Source organism: Pedobacter sp. MC2016-14 (assembly GCF_020991475.1).
GTDB lineage: Bacteria > Bacteroidota > Bacteroidia > Sphingobacteriales > Sphingobacteriaceae > Pedobacter.
This window is the reverse complement of record NZ_JAJMPA010000001.1, coordinates 2140925-2156161: the sequence shown is the minus strand read 5'-3', so window position 1 is coordinate 2156161 and position 15237 is coordinate 2140925. Positions and strand designations below refer to the sequence as shown.

At 40.2% G+C, this 15237-nt stretch carries 10 protein-coding genes; 1 reads left to right on the top strand and 9 read right to left on the bottom strand.

Features of this window, described 5'->3' with window-relative positions; all coding sequences use genetic code 11:
• Positions 1-60: 60 nt before the first annotated feature.
• From LPB86_RS08975 to LPB86_RS08935, 9 genes are all read right to left on the bottom strand, one after another.
• Positions 61-2352, bottom strand: coding sequence for a Gldg family protein (locus LPB86_RS08975; RefSeq protein ID WP_230642525.1), 2292 nt, complete (start codon positions 2350-2352; stop codon positions 61-63).
• Between the two features lie 23 nt (positions 2353-2375).
• Positions 2376-3305 carry an ABC transporter ATP-binding protein gene (locus LPB86_RS08970; RefSeq protein WP_230642523.1) on the bottom strand — a complete coding sequence of 310 codons (930 nt, stop codon included), beginning with the start codon at positions 3303-3305 and terminating at the stop codon, positions 2376-2378.
• Between the two features lie 35 nt (positions 3306-3340).
• Positions 3341-4720, bottom strand: coding sequence for a RagB/SusD family nutrient uptake outer membrane protein (locus tag LPB86_RS08965; protein WP_230642521.1), 1380 nt, complete (start codon positions 4718-4720; stop codon positions 3341-3343).
• Between the two features lie 11 nt (positions 4721-4731).
• Positions 4732-8307, bottom strand: coding sequence for a SusC/RagA family TonB-linked outer membrane protein (locus LPB86_RS08960; RefSeq protein ID WP_230642518.1), 3576 nt, complete (start codon positions 8305-8307; stop codon positions 4732-4734).
• Positions 8308-8496: 189 nt separating this feature from the next.
• The gene (locus tag LPB86_RS08955; protein WP_230642517.1) at positions 8497-9657 is read right to left on the bottom strand and encodes a FecR family protein; all 1161 of its coding nucleotides are present in this window, start codon (positions 9655-9657) and stop codon (positions 8497-8499) included.
• 85 nt (positions 9658-9742) lie between these two features.
• A complete protein-coding gene (locus tag LPB86_RS08950; RefSeq protein WP_230642515.1) occupies positions 9743-10333 on the bottom strand; it encodes an RNA polymerase sigma factor in 591 nt (196 codons plus the stop codon).
• Positions 10314-12266 carry a (E)-4-hydroxy-3-methylbut-2-enyl-diphosphate synthase gene (gene ispG / locus LPB86_RS08945; protein WP_230642513.1) on the bottom strand — a complete coding sequence of 651 codons (1953 nt, stop codon included), beginning with the start codon at positions 12264-12266 and terminating at the stop codon, positions 10314-10316. The genes LPB86_RS08950 and ispG overlap by 20 nt, the downstream gene beginning before the upstream one ends.
• A gap of 38 nt (positions 12267-12304) precedes the next feature.
• Positions 12305-13252 carry a LiaI-LiaF-like domain-containing protein gene (locus tag LPB86_RS08940; RefSeq protein WP_230642511.1) on the bottom strand — a complete coding sequence of 316 codons (948 nt, stop codon included), beginning with the start codon at positions 13250-13252 and terminating at the stop codon, positions 12305-12307.
• A gap of 14 nt (positions 13253-13266) precedes the next feature.
• Complete coding sequence (locus tag LPB86_RS08935; RefSeq protein WP_230642509.1) at positions 13267-13908, bottom strand: PspC domain-containing protein; 642 nt, start codon at positions 13906-13908, stop codon at positions 13267-13269.
• A 447-nt stretch (positions 13909-14355) separates the two neighbouring features.
• On the opposite strand from LPB86_RS08935, the gene LPB86_RS08930 reads away from it, so the two are divergent.
• Positions 14356-15219, top strand: coding sequence for a phosphatidylinositol-specific phospholipase C/glycerophosphodiester phosphodiesterase family protein (locus tag LPB86_RS08930; RefSeq protein WP_230642507.1), 864 nt, complete (start codon positions 14356-14358; stop codon positions 15217-15219).
• Positions 15220-15237 lie beyond the last annotated feature (18 nt).

Sequence of the window (15237 nt, the reverse complement as noted above, 5' to 3'; positions counted from 1 at the left end):
GTACAATATAACTGAATTCTGTTTAAACATTTCTAAATATTGAGTTTGTGTGTTTACTATTTACCTGCCCCGTCTTCTGATCCAAATAATCAGGCTAACAGCAATTAATATGGCCGGCAATCCCCATTTAAAGAACAGGCTAAACCATGCCCAACCCTTTTCGCCAATACTCAATGAACCATCTGGTGGTACGTCACGCGTCATGTCAATTGGCACTTCGCCATCAGATAACCAGTAAAATGAAGTTACAATTAAGGTAAAGTTTGCGGCATCCAATCCATTTCTTTGCATCCCCAGTTCGCCGTTACTTAACCAGTCTGCATCTCCCGTTACAATAACTTTCTGCTCCCTATTGTTAATTTTACGAGATAAGGCCAATACCGTTGGATACGATTGTGCTACTTCTCCTTTAGCAGGATTTAACTTTACACTGTCATCTACAAAATTGGTCGTTTCCAGCTCGTTCCAACTGCCTGTAGAATCTGTACGGAACAATGTTTTCACCTCAAAGCCCTTGTCTTTGGTATAACTTAAAGCGCCTGCAGCCGGCATAGTGAGCACGCTTTCCATTTTGCGCATGTCTTTAAGGTATGGAGAAAAATCAATTGCCTCCTGTGTAGGCCTCATGATCATGAGGTCCGACTGAAATTTAACGCTTGGTTTAACCAGTCTGCCAGGCAAAAACTGTACGCCCAATTCTTTGGCAATTTCGTTCATTTGTGCTTGTCGCCCTGGTTCCCCTGCAATAATCAGGTTTCCGCCACGGGCAATGTAAGCATTCAGGTTTCCCTGTTCTACTGCTGTGTAGGCCAGCTTCGGCTCCGCAATTACCATAATACGTATAGAATCAGGAACAGGCTGCGCCAAAGTAAGCTCTGTAAAGTCAAAGCCCTGGTTAATTAATGAATAACGGAATGTCTTTTCACGGGCAATCATATTGTAACCACGGTCTTGCTCAGCATTGCTACCACGTTCGCCATGTCCGTTTACAAAAGCAATTACAGGCAATTTCATCACCAAACGTTTAATGGCAGCCGTAATTTCCCGCTCTGAAGGCAAACGGCGCATGTCGTCAAATAAACGCAGGAATGTTTTTTTACCATTATCAAGTTCCAGTACCCTTACAAAACGGTAGTTCTCTGGTTCAAGGTTAACCTCCTTGCTAATGGCGCTGTAAGGGACAATGTCAAATTTCCATTTGTTCAGCTTTATCATCGTATCCAGACGCTTTTTATCATCCAGTTTAGGATACATACGCTCCAGCATCGGATTTTCTGAATGGTGCGAATAGTAGGTATAATCCAGTTTAATATCCGGTTTAAACCTAATGTACTGCTTAAAGTTGTCTACATCTGATTTATACTGCGCAGGTAAAGCAGTATAAGCTGTAGGATCAAGCATATTGGTATAGGTATGGATGCTTAGGCCGGTATTTAATTTGGCCATTACTTCCTGGCTGCTTTTGGTTAGTGTATTCTGCTTGGTGCGTGTAGCATCATAATAAACTTTCATTACTGGTTTAGCACTAAAATAGCCCAGCAACATGGCAATGCAAAATACTGCGGTATACTTACCAATGGTAACCATTTTAGAAGTCTTTACCCTTCCAGACTGTAATTTGATGATGGTAAAGCCAAGAAACAAACCAACAACAATGATAAAGTACAATACATCTTCACTGGTAATCATTCCTGCAATAAAAGTACTGCTACGCCCGGTAATGGCCATCCAATAAGTAATGTCACGTACAAACCCAATTTCTTGTCCTACTTCTTTTACATAACCCAGCAATGCAAAAATGGTAACTGTACCAATGGCAGCCACTACATTATAGGAAGTAAGTGAAGACATGAAAAGGCCAATGGCCGCATAAGCACAGGTAAGCAGGTATAAACCCAATAATCCCGTAAGCAGGTATGGAATATCTACCATATTAATGGTAAACATGGCGAACCCTGCAAATATGGAAAGTATGGCTGTAAGCACAGCAGCAAATACCATTAGGGAAACATATTTACCCAAAATAATTTGCGAATTGGTAATTGGCGAGGAATACAGCAGTTTAATGGATCCGCTGCCCAATTCCCTGCTCATGATGCTCATGGTGAGCAATGGAATATATAGATAAAGGTAGGCTTGCACTTTGGTAAAGACGCCCATCCAGCCACCAAAAGTATTGATGGTCATGTCACGTCCGGGAATTTTCATTACGCCTAACCTAACTGCCCCGTCAAATGCATCTGTAAAATTCATTCCTACCTGAAAGGTAAAAATAACCAGAATTAACCAGGCCACGGGCGAATAAAACATCACCTGAAGTTCGGTTCTTGCAATTTTTAATATTGTTTTCATTTTCTATAGCTTAACCTGCCTGGTTATTTTAATTTCTTTTTTGTGAGTTCGGCAAATACAGTCTCCAGGGAATTTTTCTCCAGGGACACTTCTACCAATCGCCAGTTTTTTTGTACACTGGTTACGACTAAACGTTCTATCAGATCCTGGGCATCAGAAAAACGCACACGGTAGCGAGCGCTACCCAATTCTTCTACTCCTACCACTCCTGGCACAGCCATGAGTTCGGCTACAGGAGGCGCAGCCATTAAGGAAATGACCAGGGTATTGGGCACAATATAATTGTCAAATTCGTCCAGCGAGCCTGAGAAAATCATACTGCCTTCGTTAATCATCCAGATGTGATCGCAAAGGGCTTGCACTTCCTGCAGGATATGCGTGGACAACACTACCGTACGTTCTTCTGCAATTTCTTTGATCAATCCTCTTACTTCAAGAATTTGGTTGGGGTCTAATCCGTTAGTTGGTTCATCCAATACTACGAAATCAGGTTTGTGGATAATGGCTTGCGCTATACCTACACGCTGCTGGTAACCTCCGGAAAGGTTGCGGATTAAGCGACGGCTAAAATGTGCGATGCCACATTTATCCATAACCTCTGCTACGGCAGCTTTTACTTTTGAAGAATCCATCAGGCGGATACTGGCGGCATGGATCAAAAATTCTGTAACTGTTAAATCATTTTGCAAAGGTGGCTGCTGTGGCAAAAAGCCGATGTTCATCTTCGCTTTTTCCGGGTGTTCGCCCATATTAATGCCTTTGATAAAGATCTCGCCATGGGTTTGTTTAATTACCCCACACATGATGTTCATGATAGTGGACTTGCCGGCGCCGTTAGCGCCGAGCAGTCCATATATCCCATTTTTTGTCAGGTCAAAGTTGATGTCTTTTACTGCCCATTGTACACTGTAACGATGGGAAAGACCTTTAACACTTACTATAGGTTCGTTCATATTTTGTTGTTTAACAAATAAAATTTGTTGTGCTACTATCTAGGGTTTTGTGTGATTTCAGGGTTTTGTGTAATGTATTTATCTGCAATTGGATAAACATATCTATTACTTCCTGGTGCAAGCGTATAAGTTACGCCTTTAAATTCCCGTGTAATTGTTGGCACAAATCCGGCATCTTTACTCAACCTCCTTTGATCAAACCAACGGAAACCACGGCCTAAAAACTCTCTTTTACGTTCGTCAATAACTAAATGTAATGCAGCATTAGAATTTGCAGCAGTTAAATCAACATAGGGAACCGCATTGTTATAACGCTTTTTTCGGAATGCATTTAGAATATCTAAAGCTGTTGATGTATTACCAGCCCGTGCTTCACATTCTGCCTTGATCAATGTTACTTCTGGCACACTTGGACCAACAAAAGTACCATCATTGTTTATCTTGGCTCTGGTATAGGCACGGCTAACCACAAAGGTAGTTGCCACTACCGATGCACCTGGAGCAGTAAAAAGCGTATACCTGATATCGTTTATTTTATCATACATGCTTTCTGCATCTGGGCTTATAGGAAATGCATTTACAAATAGATTACCTCTTTTGATCAACAATTCTTCTGGATTAGCCACCCTGGCTGGAAGTATAACCACAGGAACGTTTGTTGATTTATAAATATTCAAATCTAGCAAAGTGTTTTTTAAGCCCAGTGATAGGTCGGCGTACCTTTCTGCCTCTGTAAATTCTCTGGTATTTAAAAACACCTTGGCTAGGATTGCATACGCAGAAGCTTTGGAAGGATTAGAATTAAAATCCGGAAGATCTGGTAATCCGGGTAACGCAGCTGTTAAATCTGCCTTGACCTGGTCATAAACTTTTTGTACGCTGGCCCTTGTTAAATCTGTTGTAAATTTAGGTTGCAATACTAAGGGTACGCCAGGATCAATGGAGGCCGTGGTAGCATCGTATTGTTTACCATATAAGTTTACCAGTGTAAAATAAGCAAACGCCCGATGCACTAAAGCTGAAGACAAAGCGGCTTGTTTTTCCTGTTCTGTACCAGAGCTGCTCATTACACCATTTACAACAGTATTGTAAATAAATATGCCTTTGTAAATATTTGACCAATCTGTATCGTCCTCTAAAGCGCCATAATACTTTTCTGACCAGGTAACGACATTACTTTGGGTTGTGTTTAAACTGTTTTGCCACCTAATTTCATCCGACCCGATATCGTCACCCGAATATACAGGATAATAATAAGCGATATCAACTTGAGTAGAATAATAAAGCAATTGCTGGTAATCAGCTGCCGTACTTAAGATTTTAGTTTGTTCAGGTGGAATTTCTACATATTTACGACAAGCTGAAGTGCCTGTTAAAAGTCCACCTAAGAGTAGTGCATATATTAATTTCTTCATTTTTTTTAGATTTAAAGTGATATACTTACATTCAGCACATAATTGCGGGTTGGCGGAAGGTTAACAAATGTTTCTGTCATTTGATATTCCGGATCAATCCCTTCTTTATTGGCCACCCAAAGTGAACCAAGATTACTTACCGTAGCACCTATATTAATACCCTTGATAAACGGTGTTTTTGTTAACAAATATTGAGGCACACTATAGGTAAGTGAAACTTGCTGTAAACGAATGTTACCTGCATCCCGTACATTAATATCTGAATTTTGATACCAGCTTACGCTATTAAAAGATGTGCCTGTCAATCCTGGAACATCGGTAATGGCCTCATCTCCTGCTTTCTTCCATCTGTTTATCAATGCCTGACTGGTCGCTAGCAATCCCTGAGAACCTGAATTATTTGGATAGTTGCTGGAATTGATATTTTTGATCAGGAATTTGTGCCCTAAATTGTAAGTAGCACGTGCAGATAAAGTGATGTTTTTATATTTTACTGCATTTAAGAACCCACCAAAATAAGGCGCAGTAGTTCTGCCTGCATATACTCGGTCTTCAGCTTTTATAGTTGGAAACCCTGAGGAGTTAAGAATTGCACCGCTTGCGGTAAAAATTTGCGACTGTCCTGTGTTGCTTAATCCTGCCCAACGATATACAAATATATTATCTACAGGATAGTCCGTAGTCAGTACATTACCAATGCTCGCTGCCGAAGGCTGGAAACGTGCATCTGTAAGTTTATTGGTATTGTAAGCAAAATTAAAGACAGCGTTCCAATTCCAGTCTTTACTTCTTATGATGTCACCTGATAAACCAAAGTCCACTCCATGACCAGCCAAAGTACCAGCATTAATTTGTAAACTAGTAAAACCGTAGGCTGCGTTGAGCGGTAAATTCATCAATACATCTGTTGTTCTTTTACTGTACGCATCAAAGGTTAAATTTAACCTGCCAGCTAAGAAACTCGCATCTATACCTCCGTTGGTAATTTTAGTAGTTTCCCAGCCAATATCCTGATTTGCAGGAGTACTGATGGTAGCATAAGGCAGTTGTGTATAACTGTCTACAGCCCCTGTACTAATTCTCGTGTAATTATTTGACGTTTGCGGAGGATTTCCAGCTGTACCTACTGAACCCCTAAAGCTAAGCGCATTGATCCAGTTCACATTCTCCAGGAAGTTTTCCTTTTTAATGTCCCAGCGTAAACCAGTGGACCATAACGGTCTTGCCCTGTCTCTTCTGTCTACACCTATAATATTAAGGTCGTCAAACCTTGCGCTACCTGATATATAATACTTATTCTTATAACTGTAAGACCCTACAGTATAGTAAGATAAATTTCGTTGTCTGGCTTTATATACAGTTGAAGGTGTATTTAAACGACCGCTAACACCAGTTATTGTCGAGTAAAAAATTGTAGGGGTAACATTTGTAGAGCTAGAAAGATCTTCGTTATAACCATATAAGGTCTGTTCTGAGCCCGTAGCCTTAGTTTGCCGAATCTCTGTACCGGCAACCATCTCAAAATGGTGGTCTGTGCCAAAATCTTTTTTCACATCCAACTGCCCACGCAATGCATACTCATCAGCGGTAAGTTTGCTGCTTTTATAGACACCTCCTTTTGGTACGGCAATTAACCTCAAATAACTAGTATTTGTTAAATTGGCTGTATTATATGAGTTGTTGTACAGGTCCCGTGTCAAATAACTGTTTTGGTTTTGATTATTTACCTGATCTTGTATGTTTTTCTGTATCTGTCCTGATACTGTTGCACTTAACCAACTCGTAATTTGACCTTTTAGGGAAGTATTAATCCTGATGCTATTTTTTGATGTAATGGTATTGTTGTAGTTTAGCTCATCTATGGCATTGTATGTCCAGGGCATAAGCTTGTTCACCCTGGTCAAACTGTCGGAAACTCTGGTGGTAAAGGTAACGCCTTTGTAAATATTGTTACCATTCGCATCTTTTAACAGTTCATAAGGGGCTAATCCGTAAGACCCAACACTTAGCGCTTGCAAAGCAGCGGGATTTACTTGTGCAGAAGAATACGTATAATTCAATCCCGTATTTAACGTAATCCGCTTTTTAAGAAAATCATTGGTTAAATTAGAGGTAACGGAATAAGTTTCTCCGCTATTGCTTTTATAAATCGGCTGATCTTTGGTATAATTACCAGAAACATAATAAGAACTGTTATCTGCTCCTCCGGAGAAAGACAAATTGTACTGTTGCGTAACTGCTCTTTGCAGCATGTAATCTTTTAGCTGATCTCTACCAGACCTGTTTCTTAGTATACTTAAAGCAGAATCTCGCCTGGCTATATTCCTTGTAGTCGGACTTCTTTTTGCCAATAACATCCATTCTTGTGCTTCGCTTACAGGCGCCGCTTTAAAGCCATTTAAAGGTGATGAGTTATAAGCGATTACCGGATCTGTAATAAAACCTTTATCTACCAATTCCTGTTCCAGGTCTATATAATCAGAACTGTTCATTGAGGTAAGGTTTTTAAAATTACCCACTCCTGATGTGCTTAATGTAGTACTAAAGTTAATACTAGAAGTCCCCTTCTTTCCACGCTTGGTGGTAATTACAATTACACCACTTGCAGCTCTTGCTCCCCATATTGCAGATGCAGCTGCATCACGCAAGAAAGTTATTGACTCAATGTCATTTGGGTTGTAAACTCCCAGGACAGCATTCCCAGATGTTGAAGTAATTGTTGGACTGTTTACATTTCCATTGATCGCTCCTGAAGTGACGGTATTTAAATCCTGATTAATAGCTGGAAAACCATCAATGACAATTAGTGGGGGATATTTTAATGAATAAGTGGAAGTACCCCTGATCTCAATTTTATTGTTACGGATATCAAAACGTACACCAGGTACTTTTCCTTCCAAACGCTCCATCAAATTTACGCTTGGTGTGCTTTCTATATCTTTAGCAGTTAATATACCAAAAGATCCTGTCGCACTTTTTTTATCCATTGTTTGATATCCCGTAGAAACAACTACATTTTCCAACTCTTGTGTTGCCAAGCTCAGGCTAACCACCATATTCTCAGAAGCGCCCATTTCTCTTGTAGTATAACCTACACTTGAAAACACCAACACTGCATTATCAGGCAATCCATTAAAGATAAACGTTCCACGTTCATCAGAAATCACCGTACGTGTTGATCCTTTTAAAGTAACCGATACCTTAGCTATTGGCAAGTTGGTTTCCGCATCTAGTATTTTACCATTAATATTCACTGAATTAAAATAGTCTGCAATGCGGTCTAAAAACTGCTTATCCTTTCTTTTCACCACTACCGTCTGGTTCACGATGGTATAAGTTAAAGATTGTGGATATAAAGTTTTGTTCAATACCTCTTCCAATGTAGCATTGTTAAAGGAAGCATTAAATTTCAACTGGTCGTTTACTTTATCTTCCTGCCAAAAAACATTGTAACCAGTCTGCTTCCTGATTTCGGTGAACAGCTGTTTTAATGTAGCATTTTTTTGTGTAAAACTTACATTTTGTGCCAGGCCAGCGGCGCTTACCTGCATCAAAAAGGTGGTCATTATTAGTATCGTTAATTTCATAACACGTACTATAGGTTGATTCATTCGGGTACCATACCCAAATCGGATTAGATCCTTAAATTTCATTACATTTGTAGTTTAGTGGTTAACTGTCGTGTGAATACGTCTCATTGAACACTGAATTTGTTGCCGGGGAATGTTTGCCGCATTCTCCGGTTTTTATGCTCAGTATCCTTAGTTTAGGTAAGGTTATTGCATCGCGGTAATCCTCCTTCCTTCCATCTTAAAGTGAACTGAGCCTGTTGATTCTAATACTTCCAATAACTGGGAGATATTTTTAAAACGGGAAATTGCGCCCTTAAATGTCTGTCTTTTTACTGCTTCATTTTCAAAAGCAACCTCTACATCGTACCAGCGTGATACCTGCTTCATAATGCTTTCTAAATCCTGTCCACTAAACATGAATAAGCCATTTTTCCAGGCCAGGGTTTCGTCCATATCTGCTATGGTTACGTTTATAGACGTCTGGTTTAAAATTGATTGTTGGCCGGGCTTTAAAATTAGATCTCTCAATTGTACCTCAGAACGTGTATCATTAAGGTATCCAACTTTTACACTTCCTTCCAACAAGGTTGTTTTCGTGTTAGCTTCATCCGCATATCCTTTTATATTAAAATGGGTACCCAATACTTCTACCCTTTGCTGTGCTGTTTTCACAATAAAAGGTAAACGTTTAGAATGAGCTGCCTCATAAACCTTCTCAATTTCAAAGTAAGCTTCTCCATTCAAAACAACCACGCGTTCCGCTTTACTAAAATGTACAGGAAAGGTTAATGAGGTAGATGCGTTTAGCCAAACTGAAGAGCCATCTGGCAAGTTAATTTGATATTGTCCGCCACGAGGAGTGGTAATTGTATTAAATTCATTTTCTCCCTTTACATCTTTAACAGTATAAATGCCATTTGCCGCAAGCTCAACCTTTTTACCATTCGCCAGGGTTAAAATTGCCTTGTTGCCACCTGGAGTAATATCCTGTGTGGCAAAGCGTACCGAAGCAGGTGCAAGAGTGGTATTGTTATATAAATAAAGTCCCAGTCCAACAATGATCAAGATTGCTGCCGCTGCTGCATAACGGTACCAAGGTTTTAAAGTAACTTTAGCGGCATTAGGTTTAAATGCTTTACGCTCAATAATATTTTTATAGAAATTGTCTGCCTCCGCTTTTGTATAGCTCAGATCAGCCTGGGTATTTTTCCAGACCTCGTCCATTGCAGCATATATCCCTTGCTCTACATCGTTTTCATTTCCGCTTAAATTGAAATAGCTAATCAACTCGCTGTACTCTTCCCTGCTGATGTTTCCATCTGCAAACTTTTGTACCAAAACGGCAATGTGTGCTTTATTTATCATGTCTATTAATATTCCCTTTATATTGGGTTTATATTAGCATTACACGGCAAAATAGAATTAGGACTAGTCTAACTGAAAATAAATCTTACTTTTTCATAAACGTAGCCGCCACCATCAAAAAACAGACCACATCAGACTGGTTAAAATGAACTTTTAATGTTTTTAAAGCTGCTACAAGATGGTTTTTGACGGTATTTCTCGAAATATTTAATTTTTCAGCAATTTCATCATAATTCAAACCCTCAAAACGACTCATTCTAAAAATTAATTGCTGTTGCGGAGGTAAATTCACCAAAGCCGCCTCCGTAAACCGCTGCAAATCTCCCAACAATATGGATTCTTCAGTATCGTTACTTACTTTCTCCATTTCCAGCCATAAATTATCAATGGCCTTTTGTGAAGTTGCAATTTGCCGAAGCGCATTTAAAGCCAGTCTTCTGGTAATGGTATATAAATAAGGGGCAATAGGAAATTCTTCATTGATGCGATCACGGTTGATCCAAACGTTCATAAAGGTATCGTCTACCACCTCTTCCGCCAGCTCTTTATTTTTAAGCAGCTTAAAACTGAAGGCATAGAGTCTCCTGAAATGCTGATCAAAGATTTCACGAAAAGCAGATTCATTACCCGCTTTTAAGGCAAGGATGATATCTTTATCATTCCACCCAGTTGCCATCTTCCCTAATCAGGTCTATCAAATCGTCTAGTGCATTTGCAGAGCTAACATTCTTTTTCACCACCTCCTTACCACGGTAAAGCGTAATTCGGTCTGGGCCCGCACCTACATAGCCATAGTCTGCATCTGCCATTTCTCCGGGACCATTAACTATACAGCCCATAATGCCGATTTTAATACCTTTTAAATGATCAGTCCTTGATCTAATTAGCTGGGTGGTTTCCTGTAAATCAAATAGTGTCCTACCACAACTTGGGCAAGAAATATATTCAGCTTTAGAAATTCTGGTCCTGGTAGCTTGTAAAATGATAAAACTAACGGCATTAACCGTAGCTAATTCCACTTCAATCGGGGCATTTATCCATACCCCATCACCAAAACCATCCGTAAGCAAGGCGCCCAGATCTGTTGCTGCAAATAAGGTCATGTCATCCGCATTTACACCAGTATAAGTTCTCCTGATGATTACGGGCAATACAATCCCTTGTTCAAGTAAGCTTATAAAAAATGAGCGCTGTGCTGCCATACCATGTTCGGCAGAAGTTTCCAGCACCAAAACTACCGTCTCGTCCAACTGCTTAATTGCTGCAAGATCGTAATCATCTGCATTTACAAGCACGAGGTTTAAGAAAGGATCTTTTACAGCATTGCCAGCATAGGTTTCAAGTATAGACAATGGATGGCAATTGCTTTTATCCCTTAATCCAAGCCAGGTATCATAATTATAAATTTGGCGTAAGTTCCCCGGAAAAGAAAAAGAAGGCAAGGCATCACCCAAATAAACCAAATCACAGGCTTGGTCGGCCATGTTATATTTATCCAGACCTGCATTATAATTATAACCAACTTCAGTTAAAAAGTACGGATCCTTTAAGTTTTTTGAAGAAACATCTAACATTACCACAGGATGATGATGCCCCCCAATATGCTGTACAGGCTGGGTTAACCTCCTATTATACACATAAGGATTATACGGGAGTACAGCAATACGCTCGTTCTCTATCGCCTCAGTTGCAGGCCTTACATAACGATCCGCCAGTGCTTTTGCCACTGGTGCCTCAAATTCAGGATCTTCAGTTAAGGACACCCTGATAGTATCACCAAGACCATCTTCCAGCAAAGTACCAATTCCAACAGCAGATTTTATCCGGCCATCGTCGCCATCTCCTGCTTCTGTAACACCAAGGTGCAAAGGATAATTCATCCCTTCCTTAACCATAGTCTCCACAAGCAAACGGTAAGCCTGAACCATTATCTGGGTATTACTTGCCTTCATAGAAATGACAAGATTGTAGAAGTTCAGGTCCTCGCACATGCGGATAAATTCCATAGCAGATTCTACCATTCCCCGGGGCGTATCACCATACTGGCTCATGATCCTGTCAGACAAAGATCCATGATTGGTACCTATACGCATGGCCGTACCATATTCTTTACAGATCTTTACCAGCGGGCTAAACTTTTTATATATGCGTTCCAACTCGGCCTGGTAAGCCAGATGGGTGTATTCTATATTCTCAAATCTTTTTTTATCGGCATAGTTACCAGGATTAACACGTACCTTTTCAACAATGCGTGCCGCAGCTTCGGCTGCGTTAGGCGTAAAATGAATGTCGGCAACCAAGGGAACGTTATAACCACGATAACGAAGTTCTTTTTTAATATTCGCCAGGTTTTCAGCCTCCTTCATACTAGGAGCGGTAATGCGTACATATTCGCACCCCGACTCAACCATCCTTATCGTTTGTTCTACAGTACCAATGGTATTCATCGTATCTGTAGTGGTCATAGATTGTATGCGAATTGGGTTTAAACCACCCATGGGGATATCGCCAATGTTCACTTCCCGGGTTAAAAACCTGGAATATTGATTTAAACTATTGCAATAACCTCCGTTTAATGCTACTATCTTCTTAACCGGTACTTCTTCCATAATTAGATGAATCTATACGGCAAAGATAAAGATTAAGTTTAATACCTTTTCACTTCAAAATTACTCAGGCCACCGTCAAGGTTAATAAAAATCTTTTTATCCGCACTGGCGTAATTTGGTGTTTCGTACGTCCCGTCATCCAGTTTGGTAAAACCATTAAAATCTTTGGCAGAAAGGCCCGTTTTAGTTAGTATCCGGCATCCGCTGTCTTCCGGAATACGGATTTTTACATCTGCCACACCTGTTTTAACAGATACATCTACCACTGGCAATAAATCGCCTAATTTAATGTCCATCGCTGCTGCGCCCCCATTAAACTTGAAATTGCGCACCTTGTAGTCAGACAAATCAAAGTTTACTTCACCAGCCCCCATGTTCATTACAATTTCCCAAAGTGGTTGGGTATTCAGCTTAAAATCAACATCATTTCCCCCGTCGCCAATGTTCCATTTCCCCTTGCGTTCCTGAGTTTTAAACGTCAGGGTCTGCAGGCTGTCATTGATTTCACTCTTTAAAGAAAAAGAACCCCGCCTTTTTCTTACATCAGCAAACAACAAACTATCCGTCTCTCCACTTAACCCAAATGAAGTTCCGCCACCAGAAATGTTCAGGAGCACACTTTTAACGCCCGCAGCTTGCTCCGGATGGTAAAGTTCAAAAAAGCTCATGTGCTTTTCATCGTCAGTTGAATAGCCTTCAATCTCTTCCTTTATTTCATCGCTGATACCTCGTGTATGACTTGCCGGCTGTTGCCCTTTAAAAAAAAGGAAACTCAGCATAACCACCAGTACACCGATGGAAATAAATGCACCAGTCTGTGAGCGCTGCCGGCTAAAAAGGATGTTTAAGCCTGTAATGATTAAAAATACCGGCCAAAACCGCCAAACGTTACCCCAATAAAAATCAATTACCCCAAAGTTTTCCAATAACAGCACGCCACCAATAAACAGCAATATAATGCCCCAAATTACCCTATTCAGTTTCATCTCGTTATTTTTAATTAAGGATTATCATTTGATGATTTAGCATCACCGGCATCATTTTGCCTAAAATTATGATCTTGCTGATTTTTCCAATCTTCCCAATTATTCTTTCTTTTAGATTTCAGGATAAAGCTAATTCCGATGGCTACGAAAACCAATGGCCATAATTTACTCAGGCTAAACCAGAAAGGAATGATATTAAACTCATTGAGCAAAAAGTAAACCCCAATAACCAGAAGAAACAAGCCCCCAACCGTACGACCGGTTTCCGTATCTTTAGGAAAGGGCTTGAGCGGGTCCTCAGGCTTCCCGGCTGTAAATTTCTCTTTGCCAAATGTTGCCGAACTCCAGTTTGGAGTCGCTTTTTCAGCAGCATCCTCTACTGTATACGTTTTCGGATCAGCAAAATCACCCATAGGCTGTACCGGGTCTTTAAAGAAATCACCAAATTTCGAAAACCTTGCCGCAGGATCATTATTCACGGGCACTATAATCCACATGATTAAATAAACAAGCGCACCCGTACCAAATAAGAAAATAGTGGATAACACAAAGAGCAAGCGGATTATCGTTACATCCACCTCCATATATTCTCCAATTCCTGATGAAACGCCGGCAATTATTTTGTCGTGTACATTTCTTAACAATCTTCTATCCATATCTTTGTTCCCCTTATAGCGTCCATTCAGACTCAAATTCCATATTAAGACATTTCAAAGCATATTTAGTTACAAAAAATGGCGATTTTTTAATTTGATAAGATAGACACTATTTGATTGACCAAGTCGGTCACATCCAGAAAATGCGGCATAGATAGGCAGCGTTTTTTCTTACCTGCGTCCGGCATGCGTATATACCAACTTAACCTTTGGCTTTAATCAACTTCGGGATTGCGTAAGGGTTGAGAAACCTAAATGCCTTTCAACCTTGAAGTTGATCTGAACGTGACTCGGACGTGATTGCTTGATGGTATATACGCATGCCGGACGCAGGCTGGTAACATGGATTATCATATTCCAAATAATAGTCGAGCCCTATTCCTTTACCTACTGTTAATGCTTTGTAAATATTACTCTGGTACCTTGCGGCAACAAATAAAATTTACGATGCAAGTAGCAATAAGTCAAAAGCACCTGAAATTGATCCTTTTTGTTCTCCTGGTTTTTAAAGCAATAACCTGCCATTCTCAAACCAGCTTCCTTTCTCAAGGCTTCGCACACAACGATTATTGGCACCAACGGCCTTTGTATGATGCACTGGAAAATGGATACGCACACATTGAGGCCGACATTTACCTGAGAGACGGAGAACTTATTGTAGCGCACCTTCTACCCCGTTTTAAAAAAAGAAAAACACTGGAGCAGCTATACTTTAACCCGCTCATGCAAATCATTCAGGACAAAAACAACCGGCTCTCCGCTCCTGCTTCGCAACTCACCCTAATGATAGACATCAAATCTGATGCTAACAGTACCTATAAAGAACTGGAACTGCTGCTTTATAAATACAAATCAATCTTGTCTAGCTATGAAAATGGAGCAGTCATCAAAAGACAGGTTACTATCGTAATTACCGGTCATAAACCGTATGAATTGTTAAAATCGCAAACTTATCGTCTGGCTTTTATAGACGAGGACCTGATGGAAGTACGAGAAGAGCCGCAACCAGAAAATATCTTTCAGACATCCAGCTGTAAATATTCCAGCTTGATTAACTGGCAGGGAAAGGGCGAAATGCCGCTTTCCGAAAAAGAAAAACTATCCAGGTATGTGAGCATGGCCCATCAAAACGGCAAAAAAGTAAGGTTATGGGCATCACCGGAAAATAAATCGGTATGGTCTGCTTTGCTTTCCTGCGGGGTAGATTTGATCAATACAGACAAACTAACAGAACTCCGTAATTTTTTGCTGGCAAGAGAAAAGTCTTTTGTTAGAGAGGCCATATATGCCAGGGCAGAAGAAAGTAAATAAAGATAAAAGAAGAGGATA